This is a genomic window from Nonomuraea sp. NPDC049269, from assembly GCF_043197155.1.
Classification (GTDB): domain Bacteria; phylum Actinomycetota; class Actinomycetes; order Streptosporangiales; family Streptosporangiaceae; genus Nonomuraea.
Genome location: NZ_JBICSO010000004.1, coordinates 694,716 through 713,598, shown reverse-complemented (window position 1 = coordinate 713,598; position 18,883 = coordinate 694,716). Strand labels below are relative to the sequence as shown.

The window sequence follows — 18,883 nt, the reverse complement described above, 5'->3', positions numbered from 1 at the left end:
GTGTGGCCGATTTTGACGTTCTCGTCGTAGGTTCAGGACCCGGCGGGCAGAAGGCGGCCATCGCGGCCGCACAGCCCGGCAACCGGGTCGCCGTCCTCGCGCGCCCTCACCTGATGGGCGGCGGCACTCATGTATGACTTCGATGTCCTCGTGCTCGGCAGCGGTCCCGGCGGGCAGAAGGCGGCGATCGCCGCGGCGAAGCTCGGCCGGCGGGTCGCGGTCGTGGAGAAGACCCACATGCTCGGCGGCGTGTGCATCAACACCGGGACGATCCCCTCCAAGACGCTGCGCGAGGCGGTCCTCTATCTCACGGGCCTCAACCAGCGGGAGCTGTACGGGGCGAGCTACCGGGTGAAGGAAGAGATCACGGTCGCCGACCTCGGCATGCGTACCCAGCACGTGATCGGCCGCGAGATCCAGGTGATCCGCAGCCAGCTCGGCCGGAACCACGTGTCGGTCCTGCAGGGAACCGGGCGCTTCCTCGACCCGCACACCATCGGGATCGCCGGCGACGAGGAGAAAGAGGAGAAGAAGGTCACGGCCGAGAAGATCGTGATCGCCACGGGCACCTCGCCGGCCCGTCCGTCCAGTGTCGAGTTCGACGACAAGACGGTCATCGACTCCGACGCGATCCTGCACCTAGACCAGGTGCCCGAGACGCTCGTCGTCGTCGGGGCCGGGGTCATCGGCATCGAGTACGCCTCGATGTTCGCGGCGCTGGGCACCAAGGTCACCGTGGTCGAGCGGCGGGACCGGATGCTGGAGTTCTGTGATCTGGAGATCGTGGAGGCGCTGAAGTACCACCTGCGGGACCTCGCCGTCACCTTCAGGTTCGGGGAGAACGTCGCGGCGGTCGAGCGGCGCCCCCGCGGGGCGCTGACCGTGCTGGAGAGCGGGAAGAAGATCCCCGCCGACTGCGTCATGTACTCGGCCGGACGTCAGGGGAAGACGAACGAGTTGTGCCTGGAAGCGGCCGGGCTCGCCGCCGACGACCGGGGCCGGATCACGGTGGACGAGAACTACGCCACGACCGTCCCGCACATCTACGCCGTCGGCGACGTGATCGGCTTCCCCGCGCTGGCCGCCACCTCGATGGAGCAGGGCCGGCTGGCCGCGCAGCACGCGTGCGGCGAACCGGTCGCGGAGATGCAGGGACTGCCGCCGATCGGCATCTACACCATCCCGGAGATCAGCTTCGTCGGTAAGTCCGAGGACGACCTGACCCGTGACAAGATCCCCTTCGAGGTGGGCATCTCGCGTTACCGCGAACTGGCCCGGGGACAGATCATCGGCGACTCGTACGGGATGCTCAAGCTCCTCGTCTCCTCCGAGGACCGGCGGCTGCTCGGCGTCCACGTGTTCGGCACGGGCGCCACCGAGCTCGTCCACATCGGGCAGACCGTCATGGGCTGTGGCGGCACGGTCGACTACCTGGTCAACGCCGTGTTCAACTATCCGACGCTCGCCGAGTCCTACAAGGTCGCCGCCCTGGACGCGATGAACAAGATGCGGGTGATCGCCCGGCTGACAGCCGAGCTGTGACCCGGGTGATCGCCACCCCGCGATCTCGGCGGTGGCGGGGGCGATCCCTCGGAAGGGGTCACTCGTCGGGGGTCGTGCGGCGGCCGCGGGCGGGTGGCTTCTTGCGCCCGGCCACCAGCGTGTCGCCCGGTGCGGCCGAGGGGGTCGGCTCGTCCGTCGGCTCTGTCCCCGACCGGCGCGGCCGTACATGCGGGGCCGTGTCCTCCAGTCCGGGCCCGTCCGGCTCACCCTCGGACGAGCCGGAGCGCGAGCCCGATGACCGCCCTCCCGACGGCTTGCCACCCGAAGAACCGCCCGAACCACCCGAACCACCAGAACTCGCGGAGCCCGAGGAGCCGCCCTTGGGCCGGGCAGGCGCGCGGAACCCGGGGGAGTCGGGGTCGCGCAGTGCCGCGATGACCTCGTCGGCCTCCGTCTCGGCGGCGAACTCGTTCGCCGCCGCCGATTCCCTGCGGCGGATCACCACCAGGTGATCCACCGATATCCGCCCGGCCCCCACCACGGCCAGCAGCAGCGCGGCCACGCCCAGCAGGATCAGCTCGTTCGTGCTGATCGGATTGAGCGGCGGCGCGATCAGGAAGACGGCGAGGGCCTCGGCGAAGAGGATCAGCCCCATCACCGACACGATCAGCCCGGCGATCAATAACGCCCCGCCGATCAGCTCGGTCAGCATGGTGACCGTGGCCCAGGCGCGTGGCGCGGGCGCGCCCTGCGCGAGGAACTTCGCCCCCGTGGCGTTCAGGCCGTCCTCGAGCTTGGTCCAGCCGTTCGCGAAGAAGATTCCGCCCACGCCGAGGCGGGCGACCAGCGAAGCAAGATCACGAAAGGCCTGTTTCACGGTTGTTGTCTGCCCTAAGCGGGACATCACACACCTCAATCACGGCGGAGCAGCGTGGCCACGGCGACGGCGGTCAGGCTGAGCAGGACGACGCTCACGACGACGGTCGTGTGCAGGGCATGGACGAAGGCCCACCGGGCGGCGTCGAGCAGCGCGCCGCCGGCGCCACCGCCGATCTCGTCGGCCACGTGCGCGGCGCTGGCGAGAGACTGCCTGGCCTCGTCCATGCCGCCGTCGGACACTCCGGGGACGGCGGGCAGCGCGGGCGCGTACGCGATGGTGGTGATCGTGCCGAGCACGGCGACTCCGAGCCCGGCGCCGAGCTCGTAGGCGGTCTCCTCGATGGCCGCCGCTCCGCCCGCCTGGGACTCGGGGGCCGAGGACATGATCGTGTCGGACGCGGCGAGCAGCGCCACCTGCACGCCGAACCCGATGCCCACGAAGCAGATCGCCAGCAGCACGGGGTGCGCCTCGACGCCCCAGGTGAGCGTGGGGGTGAGCGCGAGCGCGACGAGGCCGAGCCCGCCGCTCATGGTGGCGCGCATGCCGATCTTGGGCAGGATGTGCGCCGCGGCCAGGCCGCCGGAGATCGCCGAGATCACCAGCGGCAGCATCCTGATGGCCGCGTGCAGCGGGCTGTCGCCGAGCACGAGCTGCAGGTATTGCGCCAGCATGAGCTGGAGCCCCACCAGCGCGAACACACCCAGGAGCACTCCGGCGACGCCGGTGGCGAACTCGCGCCGCCGGAACAGCCCGACCTCCAGCAGCGGCGACGCCAGCCGGGCCTGCCGCCGTACGAACCAGACCAGCAGCGCCACTCCGGCGAGGAAGACCAGGACGGAGGCCCCGAACGGGATCAGGCTGCCCGCCCCGGCCTCCTTCAGCCCGAACGCCAGCGCCAGGAGGCCCACCACGGACAGCGCGGCGCTGAGGCCGTCCCACGGCTGCCCGCTGCGCTCCCGCGACTCCGGCAGCAGCCGGGCGGCGGCGGGCAGCAGCACGAGCAGGATGGGCACGTTGATCAGGAAGACCGCGCCCCACCAGATGCCGACGAGCACCCCGCCGATCAGCGGTCCCACGGCGGCTCCCGCGGCGGCGACCGCGCTCCAGATGCCCAGTGCGATGGCCCGCTCGCGCCGGTCGGGGAAGACCTGGCGGATCAGTGACAGCGTGGCCGGCATGATCATCGCGCCGCCCACCCCGAGCAGTGCCCTGGCCAGGATCAGGACCAGGGCCGTGGGGGAGAAGGCGGCGATGGCCGAGGCCACCCCGAACAGCACGAAACCCGCGAGCACCAGCCGTTTGCGCCCGTAGCGGTCGCCGAGCGTGCCGAACAGGACCAGCAGCGGCGCCACGACCAGCGAGTAGACGTCGATGATCCAGAGCAGTTGCACCGCCGTCGGCTCCAGCGCCGCGGTCAGCGTGGGAACGGCGATGTGCAGGACGGTCGCGTCGACGGTGATCAGGAGCAGGCTCAGGCAGAGCAGCACCAGGATGGACCAGCGGTTGTCCCGATGTTCCTGAACCGCACGCCGGAGAGCCGGTGCGGCCTGAGTGACGGTCATGGGCCTCCTTGCAGGCCGATCCGATCTCACGCAAGGCCCACATGAACTTGCGTGGCAGCTTAGGCCATGCCATGCGATCCGGACAGCGGTATCGGGTGATCCACGGCCTGAGCCACCTCTCTAGAGAGACACAGCCATATGTCCCGGCCTATCCAACTCTGTCCGGTCCGCCGATCATGGACATCGTGGGGACCGCGGAAAGTGCCGACAGGACCGCCAGATCTCCCCGCGAATGGTGCGAAGAGGCGGTTGCCAGGCTGAGAACGGGACATTCCGACACCGCGCTGGAGGCCGCTCAACTGGCCGCCGACCTGGAGCCGGCCAACGAGTGGGCCTACCGCCTGATCAGCCTCGCGCTGGAGCGCCAGGGCCGCGACGCCGACGCGGTCGCCCCCGCGGAGCACGCGGTGAGCCTCGCCCGGGGGTCCTGGCCGGCGCGGCTGCGGCTGGGCACCGCGCTGCGCCGCGTCCCCGGCCGCTGGGCCGAGGCCGTCGAGCAGGCGGCGCTGGCCCGCAGGTACGCCCCCGAGGAGGCCGACCCTCACGTGCTGCACGGCGACCAGGCGCTGCTCCGCGCCGAGCACGCCCCCGCGGAACGTGCCTACCTGACCGCGCTTGACCGGGATCCCGCGCATCCGCAGGCCCGTGTCAACCTCGGGCTGACGCTGCTGCGCTGGGACCGCTTCCCGGCCCACCGCGACCCCGCCTGGCCGATCGACGCGCGCGAGAGCGGGCGGGCCAGGCGGGCGCTGGAGGTCTGGTCGCGCCAGTCCCGCCTGCTGGTCGCGCTCGCGACGATCGCCGTCGTCGTGGCCGCCCTCGCCTTCGACCGGGGTCGCGAGGGCCGGCTCGGCGGCCTCCTGGTGCTGGTCCTGCTCGTCCCGATCACGCTCAGGCAGGCGCGCCGGATCAGGGTGTGGTCCTACGTGCCCGCCATGCTCGGCCGCGACCCCTGGCTCGGCGCCGCCCTGGCGTCGGCGGTCGTGTCGGTGGCCGCGTTCGCGGCCTGGCTGACGCTGGGCGCGCTGCCGGTCATGCCGTCGGCGTTCGACCCGCTGTGGGCTGCTCCGCCGGGCATGCCGTCGGCGTTCGACCCGCTGTGGGCTGCTCCGCCGGGCATGCCGTCGGCGTTCGACCCGTTGTGGGCGGCCCTGGCGGGCATCGTGGTGCTCGGCTGGCCGGTGACGGCGGCCGTCCGCGCGCTGGCCGAGTTGTGGCGCGGCAGTCCGCTGCGGGCCCTGGCCCAGTTCGCCCGGGTGCCCGCCGAGCGCACGGCCAGGCGGAACGGGGGAGTCACGCTCTGGATCGTGCTCGGCCGGACGTGGTCGGTGCTGGTGGCCCTGGTGTGCGGGGCGCTGGCCGTGGAGCCGCGGGCCGCCGTGCTCGCGGTGGCGGTGCCGTACCCGATGCTGGCCTCTTACCGGCGGGCCCGCTACGGCGAGGACACGTGGCTGACGGTCGCGACCGGCCTGGTCGTGCTGGCGTCCGTGGCCTGCGCCGCGGGCGGCCTGCTGGGGCTCGTCTGGGCGTGGCTGGCCGGGCTCGGCGCGCTCTGCGCGGCGGTGGTGGTGTTCGCGCTGCGTGCCGCGCGCGCCTGGTGGCGCGGCGGGCCCGGCCCCTGGCGCGCGTCACTGATCATGTGCGACCTGCCCACCGGTGACGCGCCGTCGGTCGCGGTCACTCCGGAGATACGGCAGGCGTTCGCGTACGCCAGGAGCGTCGTCCTGTCCTTCGGCGACTCCCTCGGCCCGCGCGTCGTGGGCACGGCGGCGACCGTCACCCCGTCGGGAGAGCTCCGGCTGGTCCCCGAACCGCAGGCCCGCGCGGCCGTCGCGGTGGATCCCCGGGTGGCGGTGTTCGCCGCCGATCCGTTGCAGCGGAGGTACTGGGTGGAGGTGCGCGGTATCGCCGTGGCCGATGCGGACCTGCTGCGGGTCACTCCCAAGCAGGTGCTCATGGGGGAATTTCCTGGGCGGCACCAGCGGCGCTAGCTAGAATATCGTTCTATGCGGACTCTCCGTACCCCCGAAGAGCGTTTCGCCGACCTGCCCGACTTCCCGTACGAGCCGCGCTACGCCGAAGTGGCGGACGGCCTGCGCATGGCCTACGTCGAGGCGGGCCGGGCGGACGGGGCGCCGGTGGTGCTGCTGCACGGCGAGCCGACCTGGTCGTTCCTCTACCGCCACGTCATGCGCGAGCTGGCGGCGGCCGGGCTGCGGGCCATCGCCGTCGACCTGGTGGGGTTCGGCCGCTCCGACAAACCGGCCGAACGGGCCGACCACACCTACGCCAGGCAGGTCGAGTGGACGCGCGCGCTGCTGTTCGACGCGCTCGGGCTGAGCGGCATCACCATGGTCGGGCAGGACTGGGGAGGCCTGATCGGGCTGCGGATCGCCGCCGAGCACCCGGAGCGCGTCGCCATGATCGTCGCGGCCAACACGGGCTTGCCGACCGGTGACATTCCCATGCCCGACGTGTGGCATCGCTTCAGAGCCGCGGTGATGAATGCTCCCGCGCTGGACATCGCCAGATTCGTCCAGGCGGGCTGCAAGACCGAACTCCCAGCGGCGGTGCGCGCCGCCTATGACGCCCCCTTCCCGGACGAGTCGTACAAGGTCGCCGCGAAGGCGTTGCCGGGGCTCGTCCCGATCACGCCCGACGACCCCGCCGCGCCCGCCAACCGCGCCGCCTGGCAGGTCCTCACCACGCTCGATCGCCCTTTTCTGGTGGCGTTCTCCGACGGAGATCCCATAACCGGAGGTATGGCGCCGATCCTGATCAAGTCGATGCCGGGTGCGGCGGGACGATCACATCCAGTGATCACCGGCGCCGGTCACTTCCTCCAGGAGGACGCGGGCGGCGAACTCGGCCGCCACATCGCGGAGTTCGTCACCGCCACCTAGCGTGTCAGGTCCGCCCAATCGTCGGTCTGGTGCGGTATAACCAGGGGCGGACCGGGGAGGCGTGATGCGTGAGTCCGGCAGGGCCCAGGCCGCAGGGCGGACCGCGGCGCGGGATCTGTTTGAACAGGTGCGGCTGCGCTATTTCCAGCTTCCTCCGGCGGTGCGCCGGGTGATGCACGTGGTGGTGCTCATCGCCACCGTCGGCGTGGCCGCCGCGCTCGGCTGGGATCTGTTCAAGACCTTCCTCATCACCCTGCTGGTGCTCGCGTTCCTCGCGCTGACGCTGCGCTTCCCGCGCGCGGCCGCGACCGTGCTGGTGCTCGCGGGCTGGTGCGCGCTGCTGCCGGTGTTCTACACGCTCTTCCCACCGCCCTCGATGACCCCCACGCTGCTGATGCTGCTGGCCGTGCCCGTCGCCGCCGCCGCGCACCTGATCCGCTGGGTGACGCCGTGGCTGACCGTGCTGATGGCGCTCGTCCCCGCCGGGACCCTGGCCGCGGCCGTCTCGCCGGTCTCCGGCTCCGTCGCGGTCTGGGTCGCCTACGCCGCCGCCACCGCGGTCCTCGTCCACCGCTTCATCGCCGCCCGCCGGGCCAAGGGCGCGCTGACCGCCGAGGAGCAGGTCCGGGTCAGAGCCCGCGAGGGCAGGCCGGAGCCGCCCGCCGAGAAGGCCGGCGGGCTGCCCGACATCTCGGTCGAGGACGCGCTGGCCGAGCTGGAGAACATGATCGGGCTCGTCCCCGTCAAGGAGCAGGTCCGCTCGATCGCCGCTTCCATCGAGGCGTCCCGGCTGCGGGCCGAGGCCGGCTACAAGGCCGGGCGCCCGACCAGGCACTTCGTCTTCCTCGGCCCGCCCGGCACGGGCAAGACCAGCGTGGCCCGCACGGTGGCGAAGATCTTCTACGCGTTCGGCCTGCTCGACACCCCCTACGTGGTCGAGGCGCAGCGGGCCGACCTGGTCGGCGAGTTCCTCGGCGCGACGGCGATCAAGACCAACGAGCTGGTCGACCGGGCGCTGGGCGGTGTGCTGTTCATCGACGAGGCGTACGGCCTGATCAACTCTTCCGACGGCCAGCCCGACAGGTTCGGCGCCGAGGCCGTGCAGACGCTGCTCAAACGGGCTGAGGACGACCGTGACCGGCTGATCATCATCCTGGCCGGCTACGAGCAGGAGATGACCTCGTTCCTGTCCACCAACCCCGGTCTGGCCAGCAGGTTCGCCACCCGGGTGCGCTTCCCGAGCTACTCGCCCGGTGAGCTGGCGGAGATCACCGAGGTGCTCCAGCGGCACCGGGGAGACACGATGGCGCCCGACGCGCGGGCCGCGCTGCTCGGCCTGTTCGAGGACGTCCAGCGGCGCGGGCTCGTCGACGAGCTGGGCAACGCCCGGTTCGTCCGCAGCCTCGTCGAGGCCGCGGCGACGGCCCGTGACGTACGCGTCGTGGGCGCGGGCGGCACGCCGACCACCGAGGACCTGGTGACCACCACGACCGCCGACGTGACCAAGGCGTTCGACGAGCTGACCGCCCGCTTCCGCGGCTACGAGGACACCCCCACGATCGAGGAGGCGCTGGCCGACCTCGACAGGATGGCCGGGCTCGAGCCGGTCAAGCGGCAGGTGCACGCCATCGCCGCCCAGCTCCAGGTCGCCCGGATGCGGCAGGAGCGCGGGCTGCCCACGCCGCCGCAGATGCGGCACTTCGTGTTCGCCGGCCCACCGGGCACCGGCAAGACCACGGTGGCCAGGGTCATCGGCCGCATCTTCGCCGCGCTCGGCCTGCTGGCCAGGCCCGACGTGGTCGAGGCCCAGCGAGCCGACCTGGTCGGCCAGCACCTCGGCGCGACGGCGATCAAGACCAACGAGCTGGTCGACCGGGCGCTGGGCGGTGTGCTGTTCATCGACGAGGCCTACAGCCTGGTCAACACCGGCTACTCCGGCGGTGACGCGTTCGGCGCCGAGGCCGTGCAGACGCTGCTCAAACGCGCCGAGGACGACCGTGACCGGCTCGTCGTCGTGCTGGCCGGCTACCAGCGCGAGATGGACGCGTTCCTGTCCACCAACCCCGGCCTGGCCAGCCGGTTCAGCCAGCGGGTCGCCTTCCCGAGCTACTCCGCGCGGGAGCTGTCCGAGATCGCCGTGCTTTTGGCCGACAAATCGGGCGACCGCTTCGACGAGGAGGCGCTGCGCGACCTCGACGAGGTCTTCGCCTGGGTCTGCGACGAGCGGCTGATCGACGGGCTGGGCAACGGGCGCTTCGCCAGGTCGCTGTTCGAGCGCGCGGCGATGCGCCGTGACGTACGGCTCGCCGCGCTGGCGGGCGGCGGCGGGTCGGCCAGCTCGGCCGAGCTGACGACTATCACCAGCGACGATGTCCGCATGGCCGTGGACGAACTTTCCGGACGTTAACCAGACTCCAGTTTGGCAGTTCCGTGCGCCCCGATGCTCGCATGGTGTAGCAATATGACTACACATCGTGCGCGCCGAAGGGGAGGGCGATGGCGGGGTTCCTGGCCCGCAGGCTGCTCAACTATCTGGTGCTAGTCGCCGTCGCAGCCAGCCTCGCCTACATGCTCGCGGCGAGTGCCCTCGATCCGCGCTCCAACTACGCCGACCGGACGCCCAAGCCGCCGCCGGCCGTCGTCGACGCGCAGCTCACCGAGCTCAACCTCAACGACCGGACACCCCTGATCCAGCGCTACGCGACGTGGGCGGGCGGTGTGGTGCAGGGCGACTTCGGCCGTACGGTGACCGGCGCGCCGGTCAACGAGGACCTCAAACGGCGCATGGGCGTCACCTTCCGGCTCGTGCTGCTCGGGCTCATCTGCGGCAGCCTGCTCGGGGTGGTCGTGGGAGCCGCCGCCGCGGTCAAGCAGTACGGGTGGTTCGACCGGCTGTCGACCGGGCTGTCATTCCTGGTGCTCGCGATGCCCGTGGTCGTGCTGGCCAACGTGCTGATCCTGCTCGGCACCGTGGTCAACGAGCGGCTCGGCCACCGGCTCTTCCTGGTCAGCGGCGAATACAGTGACGGGCTCGACACCGGTTTCTGGGGGACGGTGGGGGACCGGCTGAAACACCTGATCCTGCCGACGATCTCATTGTCGCTGGGGCTCATCGCGATCTTCAGCCGCTACCAGCGCAACACCATGCTCGACGTGCTCGGCGCCGACTTCGTCCGCACCGCCATGGCCAAGGGGCTGAGCAGGAGCCAGGCGCTCATCCACCACGCCCTGCGCACCGCGCTGATCCCCGTCGCGACCTACTTCGCGTTCACGTTCGGCGCGCTGCTGACCGGCGCGACGTTCACCGAGAAGATCTTCGGCTGGCACGGGCTGGGCGAGCAACTGATCAACTCCATCTTCACGAACGACGTCAACACCGTGGCGGCCATCGCCTGCATCGCCGCCATCGCGGTGCTGTGCGCGTCGCTGGCGGCCGACCTGCTGCACGCCGCCCTCGACCCACGGGTGAGGGCCGGATGACGCTGCTCACCGCCAGCAGGGCGCCTTCACGGCTGCGGGTGGTCGCCTGGCGGTTCTTCCAGTCCGCGCAGGGGCGGATCGGCTTCGCCGTGCTCGTGCTGCTGTTCCTGCTGGCCTTCGCCGGGCCGGGCTTCAGCCTGTGGTCCTACACCGACAAGGACTTCACGGCCTTCCTCAGTCCGCCGTCGGCCGAGCACTGGTTCGGCACGCTGCAGACCGGCGCCGACGTCTACGCGGTGACGCTGCGCGGCATGCGCAAGTCGCTGATCGTCGGACTGCTGGCGGCGCTCATCTCCACCGCGCTGGCCGCCGTCGTGGGGGCGTTCGCCGGTTACTTCCCCGGCTGGCCCGACCGGCTGCTCACCTGGGGCACCGACCTGCTCCTGGTGCTGCCCGCGTTCCTGGTCCTGGCCGTCATGTCGCCGCTGTTCGGGGCGGGGCAGTGGGTGCTGTTCGTGATCATGCTGGCGCTGTTCCTCTGGATGGTCACCTCGAAGATCGTCAGAGGGATGACGATCTCGCTGAAGCAGCGGGAGTTCATCCAGGCCGCCCGGTTCATGGGCGTCTCGCCGGTGCGCATCATCTTCCGGCACATCATCCCCAACCTGTCGTCGCTGCTGATCGTCGACGCCACCCTCAACGTCAGCGCGGCCATCCTCACCGAGACCTCCCTGTCCTACTTCGGCTTCGGCATCCAGCCACCCGACGTCTCCTTCGGCACGCTCATCGCCGACGGCTCCAGGACCGCCATCTACGCGCCGTGGACGTTCTGGTTCGTCGCCGGGCTGCTGGTGATCACCGTGCTCGCGGTCAACCTCATCGGCGACGCGCTGCGTGACGCGTTCGACCCCGCCTCCCAGAGGCCGCGGTGACCCCCGTCCTGGAGGTCACCGACCTCAACGTCTCCTTCGGCGATGTGCTCGCCGTACGCGGTGTCGGCTACTCGGTAGGCCAGGGCGAGGTGCTCGGCATCGTCGGCGAGTCGGGCTCCGGCAAGTCCGTCACCGCGGCCGCGGTCATGGGCCTGCTGCCGCCGGGCGCCAAGGTCACCGGCTCGGTGCGACTGCACGGCAGGGAGCTGATCGGCGCCCGGCAGCGGGAGCTGACCGCCTTCCGCGGCAAGACCATGTCGATGGTCTTCCAGGACCCGCTGTCCGCGCTGACCCCCGTCTACCGGGTGGGCGACCAGATCGCCGAGGCCGTGCGCATCCACCAGAAGGTGACCAAGGAGCAGGCCGCGGTCAAGGCCGTCGAACTCCTCGACCTGGTCGGCATCCCCAACCCGGCGGAGCGGGCCCTGGCCTTCCCGCACGAGTTCTCCGGCGGCATGCGGCAGCGCGCGGTGATCGCGATGGCCATCGCCAACGACCCCGACGTGATCATCTGCGACGAGCCCACCACCGCGCTCGACGTCACCATCCAGGCGCAGGTGCTCGAAGTGCTGAAGAAGGCGCAGCGGGAGACCGGCGCCGCGATCGTCATGATCACGCACGATCTCGGGGTGGTGGCCGGGTTCGCCGACCGGGTGCTGGTGATGTACGCGGGCCGGCCGGTCGAGGTGGGCGACGTGGACGACATCTACTACGCGCCGCGCATGCCCTACACCGTGGGGCTGCTCAGCTCGATCCCGCGCGTCGACAGGGACGGACGGCAGCCGCTCGTGCCCATCGAGGGCGCGCCGCCGTCGCCCGCCGCGCTGCCGCCGGGCTGCCCGTTCGCGCCGCGCTGCCCGATGCGCCTCGACGCCTGCGACGCGGCCGAGCCGCCGCTGTTCGACGTCGGGCCTGCGCACCGGGCCGCGTGCATCCGCTGGGAAGAGGTACGCCCGCGCACCGCGGCCAAGCACGCGGTCCCCGTCCACCCCGGCGAGAGCCGGCCGCGCCAGGACCGGCAGACGGTGCTGGAGGTCGACGGGCTGGTCAAGCAGTACCCACTGCTGCGGGGATCGGTGTTCAAGCGCAGGGTCGGCACCGTCCACGCGGTGGCGGGCGTCAGCTTCGACATACGTGAGGGCGAGACGCTCGGGCTCGTCGGCGAGTCGGGCTGCGGCAAGACCACGACGCTGATGGAGATCCTGGAGTTGGCCGAGCCGCAGGAAGGCCGCATCGTCGTGCTCGGGCACGACACCGCGCGGCTCGGCGGCTCGGAGCGGATGGCGATCAGACGCGACATGCAGGTCGTCTTCCAGGACCCGCTCGCCTCCCTCGACCCGCGCATGACCGTCTACGACATCCTGGCCGAGCCGCTGCGCGCCCACAGCAGGGGCAATCCGGGCATGCGGGTGGCCGAGCTGCTCGACCTGGTCGGGCTCGACGCCACCCACGCCGCCCGCTACCCCCAGGACTTCTCCGGCGGGCAGCGGCAGCGCATCGGCATCGCCCGCGCGCTCGCGCTCGAACCCAGGCTCCTGGCGCTCGACGAGCCGGTCTCCGCGCTCGACGTGTCGATCCAGGCGGGCGTGATCAACCTGCTCGACGCGCTGAAGACCGAGCTCGGGCTGTCCTACCTGTTCGTCGCGCACGACCTGGCCGTGGTGCGCTACATCGCCGACCGGGTGGCCGTCATGTACCTCGGCAGGATCGCCGAGATCGGGCAGGTCGACGCCGTCTACGGTGCCCCCGCGCACCCGTACACGCAGGCGCTGCTCTCGGCGATCCCGCTGCCCGACCCGGTCCGCGAGCGCTCACGCCGGCGGATCCTGCTCGAAGGCGATCTCCCCAGCCCGGCCCATCCCCCGTCGGGCTGCCGCTTCCGTACCCGGTGCCCGAAGTTCAGGGCCGCGCTGACGGACGACGAACGCGTCTTGTGCGTGACCGTCGAGCCCTCGGTGCGCCTGCTCGATCCGGACCAGGGCGCGGCCTGTCACTACGCCGAAAAGCTCGAAGTCACTTAAGCGGGAGGATTCGCTCGATGAAAGCATCACGTCTGATCACGGCCGCCGCCCTGGCCGGGTCGCTGTGCGTGGCGGGCTGCGGCGGCGGTCCCGGGGGCTACGGCGGCGGCGCCGGCGGCTCGCGGGGGGACGAGATGGGCTTCAAGGCGTACGACATCAACCCGCAACCGCGTGACAAGGTCAAGGACGGCGGCACGCTGCGCTGGGGCATCAACGAGTTCCCCACCCAGTGGAACCGCAACCACGTCGACGGCAACCTCGCGGTGGCCGCGCTGGTCAGCAACGCGCTGCTGCCCGCGCCGTTCAGGTCCGACGAGAAGGCGGACATCACCCCCGACCCCAACTACCTGCTCGGCGCCGAGGTCACCGATCGCGACCCGCAGCAGGTCGTCACCTACACGCTCAACCCCAAGGCCAAGTGGTCCGACGGCAAGCCGATCACCTGGGTCGACTACCAGGCCCAGTGGAAGGCGCTCAACGGGACGAATCCCGCCTTCCACATCGTCTCGTCCACCGGCTACCAGGACATCTCCGACGTACGGCGGGGCCGCGACGACTATTCGGTCGTGGTGACCTTCTCCCGGCCCTTCGGCGACTGGAAGTCGCTGTTCGGCCCGCTGCTGCCGGCCTCCACCAACGGGACGCCCGAGGCCTACAACACCGCCTGGCTGAACAAGATCCCGGTGACCGCGGGGCCGTTCAAGTTCAAGGCCTTCGACCAGACGGCGAAGACGATCACGATCGTCCGCGACGACAGCTGGTGGGGCGACCGGCCCAAGCTCGACCAGATCATCTACCGCGCCTCCGAGCAGGACTCGCTGGTCGGCGCGTTCAGCAACGGCGAACTCGACATCACCGACGTCGGCCCGTCGGCGCCCGACTACGCGCGCGCCAAGTCCACCCCGGGCGCGGCCGTACGCCAGGCGGCGGGCCCCGACTTCCGCCACTTCACCTTCAACGGCTCCAGCGACCTGCTGAAGGACCAGCGGGTCAGGCAGGCCATCCAGCTCGGCATCAACCGCCAGGCGATCGCCCAGTCCGACCTGCAGGGCCTCGACTGGCCGATCACGCTGCTGAACAACCACTTCTTCATGAACACCCAGGAGGGCTACCAGGACAACGCCGGCGCCGCGGGCGCCTACGACCCCGCCCAGGCCAAGCGACTGCTCGACGCGGCGGGCTGGCGGGTGGCGGCCGGCGGCATCCGCCAGAAGGACGGCAAGCCGCTCGACCTGCGCTTCGTGGTCCCGTCGGGCATACAGATCAGCAAGTCGGAGGGCGAACTGGCCCAGAACATGCTCACGCAGATCGGCGTCAAGCTCACCATTCAGGCCGTGCCCAGCGACGACTTCTTCACCAAGTACGTCATCCCGGGGAACTTTGACATCACCCCGTTCGCGTACATTGGCACGCCTTTTCCAGTTTCGAGTAGTTATGGGATCTACGCGAATTCGCCGAACGGGCAGACCTGGAACGCCAATTTCGGCCGCGTGGGGTCGCCCGAGATCGACGCGGCGATGAACAGAGCCGGCCAGAACCTGGACCTGAAGCAGGCCCACGCGGACACGAACGCGGCCGACAAGCTGATCTGGCAGGAGGTCAACGTGCTGCCGTTGTACCAGCGGCCGCAGAACGTGGCGGCTCGGGCGACGCTGGCCAACGTGGGGGCCCGCGGCTTCTACGACCTCCGCTACCAGGACATCGGCTTCACCCGCTGACCGGGCCTCAGTGCCGCTTCGAGCGCAACCGGTCCAGGAACTGGCGGGCCTTGCGCTGGTTGTTCGGGTCACTGGCCATGCGCTTGGCCTTCTCGATGTTCTGCCGGCCTTTGGGGCTGCGCAGGTACGCGCGCACCCGATCCATGAGGGTTGCCATGCGCGTTCCCCTACCCAGGCAGGCCGGCCTCAGCCGTTCCAGATCCGTTCGTAGGCGGCGCGATAGCCCGGGGGGTCCCACGACGCGGTGTCGTCGACGTTCTGTGTCGTGGTCAGGTGCACGGGCGCGACATAGCCGCTCGGGGGCTGACCGGCGAACGCGCGGTTGAACTCGTCGACGATCTGGCTGCCCTGCGCGTTCAACGGCTCGGGAACGGTCGCCGCCTGGAACTGCCGGTCCCGGATGCGCTGGAACGCCGACGGGTCGCCGTCACCCGCGCCGATCGAGAAGGGGGCCCCGTCGCCCGCCTTGCCCGCGGCGCGCAGGGCCGCCGCCGCGTCGGCGAAATAGAGGTCGTTGATGGCGGCCGAGTAGGTCCATCGATCACCCAAGCGCGACACGAGCGCGGAGACCGCCTGAGGCGTGCGGCTGCCCGTGTCAGGAAGCGGGATGTTCTGGTACGAGAGCAGCTTGACACTGGAACAGCTCAGCAGAGTCTTCTTGATCAGTTGTGACTTGTTCTCCGCGAAGGGGATCGAGGAGTCGGTGAAGATGACGACTCCGGCGGTCCCGTTCGACCGGGCGATGATCCAGTACGCGCTGATCCGCGCCACGTCCTCCACCCGGGTGGTGATGTTGGTGAAGAGTTTCGGGTTCCGGCTGGGCCCGGGCCGGCTCGTCGCATGCCACCCGATCAGCGGGATGCGCGCGTCATTGGCCTGCTCGACCTGCTCGGCCGTGGAGTTGGGGTCGAAGCCGCCGATGACGATCCCCGCAGGGCGCAGGGCGATGGCCTGGCCGAAGGCCGCCCGTACGCCGGCGGGAGTGCCCTGACCGTCGATCACCCGGACGTTCCAGCCGACGGACCGCCCGGCTTCCTCCACCCCTTTGGCCACCCCTGCGACACCGGGATTGATCATGGTCTCCGCGACGAACACGATGCTCTTGCCCCGGACCGCGCTGGGCCCGCTCGTGGGGCCGTCCCAGGCGTCGATGCCCTCGGCCCGCGCGACGGCCTGCTTGGCCGCGTTCAGGACACCGGGGCAGGTGCTCGCCGACCGCACGGGGTCGGGGGTGGGATCCGGGCTGGACGAGGCGCGCGAGCAGCCGCCGGCGAGCGCGGCGGCCACCGCCAGCGCTGACGCGGTGCGCGAGAAGCGGTTACGGGTGCGGTTCACGCTCGGCTCCTCACTCGGCAGGTGGAACGGTCCATGGCGGCGGCGGGCCGCCGGCCGCCGCGGCGGTGGACTCGGCCGTGGTCTCCCCTGACGGAGGTGGTGGCGTACGGCGCGGCGCGCCCGGCCCCTTGCGCAGCCGGCGCCGGGTCGTGTAGCCGACCAACCCGACCGCGATGAGCAGGGTGATGCCGTTGAACAGCGGCGTCACCCAGAAGTCCGCCCCCAGTTGGCTGATGCCCGACAGGCCGATCGCGAGGATGGCGACGGCGACGACGGTACCGAGCGGGTTGGGCCGCCCGGCTCTGATCGCGGTGGAGCCGAGCAGGGCGGCGACGAACGCCGGCAGCAGGTAGTCGAGCCCGACGCTCGGATTGCCGATCTGCTGCTGCGCGGCGAGCAGGACGCCCGCGGAGCCGGTGACCAGCCCGGAGCCCGTGAAGGCGTAGACGACGTACCGGCGGGTCGGGATGCCGATCAGGTCGGCGGCGCGCGGGTTCGCGCCGATGACGTAGAGGTAGCGGCCGAGGGGGAGGCGCTCGAGCACGATCCAGAGCACCGCGGCGAGGAGGAGGACGTAGAACGCGGGCGCCGGCAGGCCCAGGAACTTCGCGTCGGAGATGCCGATGAAGTCCGTGGGCAGGCCTTCGGAGCCGGGAACGATCCGGGCGCCCTTGGTCACCCAGCCCGTGATGGCGTACATGACGCTGCCGGTGCCCAGGGTGGCGATGAACGAGTCGATCCGCGCGAACTCGACGAGCAGACCGTTGACCACGCCGGTGAGCGCTCCGCCGACGAGCACGCCGAGGCAGGCCAACGGCCATGGCCAGCCGGCGGCGATGATGAGTTGCAGGGTCAGGACGTGCCAGAGCCCGAGGCCGTAGCCGATGGACAGGTCGAACTTCCCCGTGACGATGGGGATCATCGCGCCCAGTGCCAGGATCGCGGTGATCGAATGAGTCGACAGGATCGACCTCAGGTTGGCCATGGTGGGAAAGGTGTCCGGCAGGACGAGCGCGAACACGATGAACAGGACGATCGCCAGCGCGAGCAGTCCGTAGCTGCCGATGAGGTGGCCGGCGGTGGGCCGTCGCCGCTGCGGGAGCCCCGTGGTCATCGGCGGGTCGTCCCGGTGGCGGCGGGCGCGGCCGACGCGGCCCGGGTGAGCGCGGTGACCGTGAGGGCGTCACCGGCCAGTTCGGCGGTCACCGTCCCCCGGACGAAGACGAGGGCGCGATCACACACGTTCACGACCTCCTCGAAGTCGGCGGAGCTGAGGAGCAGGGCCAGGCCGGCGGCCACGGCGTCGTCGAGGAGCCGGTAGATCTCGGGTTTGGCGCCGACGTCGACACTGGCCGTCGGCTCCTCCAGGATCAGGAGGTGACGGTTGGTCCCGAGCCAACGGCCGAGGACGACCTTCTGCTGGTTTCCGCCCGACAGGGTGGCGAGCGGCGCCTCGGTGTCCGCGGGGCGGACGCCGAAGCACGCGACGAGCGCCGCCGCTTCGGCGCGCTCCCGGTGCGGCCGGATCCAGCTCAGCGGTGACCGGCCGTGCGCCTTGGCGTTCGCCAGGAAGTTCTCCCGGACGCTGAGGTCCGGGGCGATGCCGTCCTCCTGCCGGTCGCTCGTCACGAGACCGACCCCCGCGCCGACAGCCGCCGACACCGACCTGGGCTGATACGGACGCCCGTCAAGCAGTACGCGGCCGGCGAGAATGGGGTGCGAGCCGGCCAGAGCACGGCCGAGATCCGCGTGACCGGCGCCCGTGAGACCGACCAGACCGATCGCCTCGCCGGCCCGCAGGTCGAGGCTGATCGGGCCGGCCTGCCCGGTCCGCACGTCGGCGAGGCTCAGCACGACCTGTCCCGCGTCGCGACTCGGGCGCTCGTGTGGCGTCGGTTCGTGCCCGACGATGTCGCGCACGAGGCGGGCGCGATAGCCGCCGGTGAGGGGTCCCTGGCTGACGAGCCGCCCGTTGCGCAGGACCGCGACCCTGTCGGCGATCGCACGCACCTCGTCGAGCCGGTGGCTCACGTACACGATGCCGTGACCCCGGTCGCGGAGCGCGCGCAGCACCTCGAACAGGCGGGCGCAGTCGGGCGTGGGCAGGCTCGCGGTCGGCTCGTCCAGCACGATGAGCTCGGCCTCGGCGGCCAGCGCGCGGGTGATGGCGACGAGTGACCGCTCGGCGCGCGTGAGGTTGGAGATCCGCTCACCGGGGTCGAGGGGGATCGCGAGGAGCCGGAGGGCTTCCGCGCAGCGGTCGCGCACCTGATGCCAGGAGATGAGGCCGCCACGCCGGCGATAGCCGGTGCCGAGGGCGATGTTCTCGGCGACGGTCATCCATTCGACGAGGCCGAGGTCCTGGTGGATGAAGGACATGCGGCGGGCGGCGGCCTGGCTGCCCAGCGGATGGCCGGCCACCACCACCTCGCCCTCGTCGGCGCGATAGATCCCGGCCAGGACCTTGATCAGCGTGGACTTGCCGGCGCCGTTCTGCCCGAGCAGACCGAGGACACCGCCGCGGTGGATGTCGAGATCCACCCCCTCCAGCGCGGAAGTGCCGCCGAACCGCTTGCTCACTCCGCGGATGCGGACAAGCGGTTCGGAGG

General features: G+C 71.1%; 15 protein-coding genes. 9 read left to right on the top strand and 6 right to left on the bottom strand.

Translation table 11 applies throughout. From position 1 onward, the window contains the following. Window positions 1–2 precede the first annotated feature (2 nt). Both ACGFNP_RS26145 and sthA read left to right on the top strand, forming a co-directional pair. Window positions 3–137, top strand: coding sequence for an FAD-dependent oxidoreductase (locus ACGFNP_RS26145; protein ID WP_358330713.1), 135 nt, complete (start codon window positions 3–5; stop codon window positions 135–137). Continuing rightward, the gene (gene sthA / locus ACGFNP_RS26140; RefSeq protein ID WP_393323120.1) at window positions 130–1,542 is read left to right on the top strand and encodes a Si-specific NAD(P)(+) transhydrogenase; all 1,413 of its coding nucleotides are present in this window, start codon (window positions 130–132) and stop codon (window positions 1,540–1,542) included. Before ACGFNP_RS26145 ends, sthA begins: the two co-directional genes overlap by 8 nt. A gap of 58 nt (window positions 1,543–1,600) precedes the next feature. Here sthA and ACGFNP_RS26135 read toward each other — a convergent pair whose 3' ends face one another. Together ACGFNP_RS26135 and ACGFNP_RS26130 are read right to left on the bottom strand one after the other, a co-directional pair. Continuing rightward, the gene (locus ACGFNP_RS26135) at window positions 1,601–2,380 is read right to left on the bottom strand and encodes a DoxX family protein (protein WP_393323117.1); all 780 of its coding nucleotides are present in this window, start codon (window positions 2,378–2,380) and stop codon (window positions 1,601–1,603) included. 35 nt (window positions 2,381–2,415) lie between these two features. Further along, window positions 2,416–3,945 (bottom strand): MFS transporter, encoded by a 1,530-nt coding sequence (locus ACGFNP_RS26130; RefSeq protein WP_393323114.1) that lies wholly within the window; start codon window positions 3,943–3,945, stop codon window positions 2,416–2,418. A 176-nt stretch (window positions 3,946–4,121) separates the two neighbouring features. Here ACGFNP_RS26130 and ACGFNP_RS26125 point away from each other — a divergent pair, with 176 nt between their 5' ends. From ACGFNP_RS26125 to ACGFNP_RS26095, 7 genes are all read left to right on the top strand, one after another. After that, window positions 4,122–5,936: a hypothetical protein gene (locus tag ACGFNP_RS26125; RefSeq protein ID WP_393323111.1), complete on the top strand. Its 1,815-nt coding sequence runs from the start codon at window positions 4,122–4,124 to the stop codon at window positions 5,934–5,936. A gap of 15 nt (window positions 5,937–5,951) precedes the next feature. After that, window positions 5,952–6,848: a haloalkane dehalogenase gene (locus tag ACGFNP_RS26120; protein WP_393323108.1), complete on the top strand. Its 897-nt coding sequence runs from the start codon at window positions 5,952–5,954 to the stop codon at window positions 6,846–6,848. Window positions 6,849–6,912: 64 nt separating this feature from the next. Further along, window positions 6,913–9,255, top strand: a complete 2,343-nt coding sequence (locus ACGFNP_RS26115; RefSeq protein ID WP_393323105.1) for an AAA family ATPase — start codon at window positions 6,913–6,915, stop codon at window positions 9,253–9,255. A gap of 89 nt (window positions 9,256–9,344) precedes the next feature. Beyond that, a complete protein-coding gene (locus ACGFNP_RS26110; RefSeq protein ID WP_358330698.1) occupies window positions 9,345–10,328 on the top strand; it encodes an ABC transporter permease in 984 nt (327 codons plus the stop codon). Next, window positions 10,325–11,200 (top strand): ABC transporter permease, encoded by an 876-nt coding sequence (locus tag ACGFNP_RS26105; protein WP_219532257.1) that lies wholly within the window; start codon window positions 10,325–10,327, stop codon window positions 11,198–11,200. The genes ACGFNP_RS26110 and ACGFNP_RS26105 overlap by 4 nt, the downstream gene beginning before the upstream one ends. After that, window positions 11,197–13,221: a dipeptide ABC transporter ATP-binding protein gene (locus ACGFNP_RS26100; RefSeq protein ID WP_393323100.1), complete on the top strand. Its 2,025-nt coding sequence runs from the start codon at window positions 11,197–11,199 to the stop codon at window positions 13,219–13,221. The genes ACGFNP_RS26105 and ACGFNP_RS26100 overlap by 4 nt, the downstream gene beginning before the upstream one ends. Window positions 13,222–13,238: 17 nt before the next feature. Next, entirely contained in the window at window positions 13,239–14,939 is a 1,701-nt protein-coding gene (locus ACGFNP_RS26095; RefSeq protein WP_358330695.1) for an ABC transporter family substrate-binding protein, read from the top strand. 7 nt (window positions 14,940–14,946) lie between these two features. Here ACGFNP_RS26095 and ACGFNP_RS26090 read toward each other — a convergent pair whose 3' ends face one another. From ACGFNP_RS26090 to ACGFNP_RS26075, 4 genes are read right to left on the bottom strand one after another with little or no spacing between them, the layout of a single operon-like run. Then, entirely contained in the window at window positions 14,947–15,096 is a 150-nt protein-coding gene (locus tag ACGFNP_RS26090; RefSeq protein ID WP_358330692.1) for a hypothetical protein, read from the bottom strand. A 29-nt stretch (window positions 15,097–15,125) separates the two neighbouring features. Further along, window positions 15,126–16,274: a substrate-binding domain-containing protein gene (locus ACGFNP_RS26085; protein WP_393323096.1), complete on the bottom strand. Its 1,149-nt coding sequence runs from the start codon at window positions 16,272–16,274 to the stop codon at window positions 15,126–15,128. A 10-nt stretch (window positions 16,275–16,284) separates the two neighbouring features. Then, window positions 16,285–17,388 (bottom strand): ABC transporter permease, encoded by a 1,104-nt coding sequence (locus ACGFNP_RS26080; RefSeq protein ID WP_393323093.1) that lies wholly within the window; start codon window positions 17,386–17,388, stop codon window positions 16,285–16,287. Then, window positions 17,385–18,854 carry a sugar ABC transporter ATP-binding protein gene (locus ACGFNP_RS26075; protein ID WP_393323090.1) on the bottom strand — a complete coding sequence of 490 codons (1,470 nt, stop codon included), beginning with the start codon at window positions 18,852–18,854 and terminating at the stop codon, window positions 17,385–17,387. The genes ACGFNP_RS26080 and ACGFNP_RS26075 overlap by 4 nt, the downstream gene beginning before the upstream one ends. Window positions 18,855–18,883 lie beyond the last annotated feature (29 nt).

Excerpts from the sequence above, each read along its gene's own strand:
- sthA (WP_393323120.1), top strand. The coding sequence starts at position 130 with ATGTATGACTTCGATGTCCTCGTGCTCGGCAGCGGTCCCGGCGGGCAG.
- ACGFNP_RS26130 (WP_393323114.1), bottom strand. The coding sequence starts at position 3,945 with ATGACCGTCACTCAGGCCGCACCGGCTCTCCGGCGTGCGGTTCAGGAA.
- ACGFNP_RS26125 (WP_393323111.1), top strand. The coding sequence starts at position 4,122 with ATGGACATCGTGGGGACCGCGGAAAGTGCCGACAGGACCGCCAGATCT.
- ACGFNP_RS26120 (WP_393323108.1), top strand. The coding sequence starts at position 5,952 with ATGCGGACTCTCCGTACCCCCGAAGAGCGTTTCGCCGACCTGCCCGAC.
- ACGFNP_RS26115 (WP_393323105.1), top strand. The coding sequence starts at position 6,913 with ATGCGTGAGTCCGGCAGGGCCCAGGCCGCAGGGCGGACCGCGGCGCGG.
- ACGFNP_RS26110 (WP_358330698.1), top strand. The coding sequence starts at position 9,345 with ATGGCGGGGTTCCTGGCCCGCAGGCTGCTCAACTATCTGGTGCTAGTC.
- ACGFNP_RS26105 (WP_219532257.1), top strand. The coding sequence starts at position 10,325 with ATGACGCTGCTCACCGCCAGCAGGGCGCCTTCACGGCTGCGGGTGGTC.
- ACGFNP_RS26095 (WP_358330695.1), top strand. The coding sequence starts at position 13,239 with ATGAAAGCATCACGTCTGATCACGGCCGCCGCCCTGGCCGGGTCGCTG.
- ACGFNP_RS26090 (WP_358330692.1), bottom strand. The coding sequence starts at position 15,096 with ATGGCAACCCTCATGGATCGGGTGCGCGCGTACCTGCGCAGCCCCAAA.
- ACGFNP_RS26080 (WP_393323093.1), bottom strand. The coding sequence starts at position 17,388 with ATGACCACGGGGCTCCCGCAGCGGCGACGGCCCACCGCCGGCCACCTC.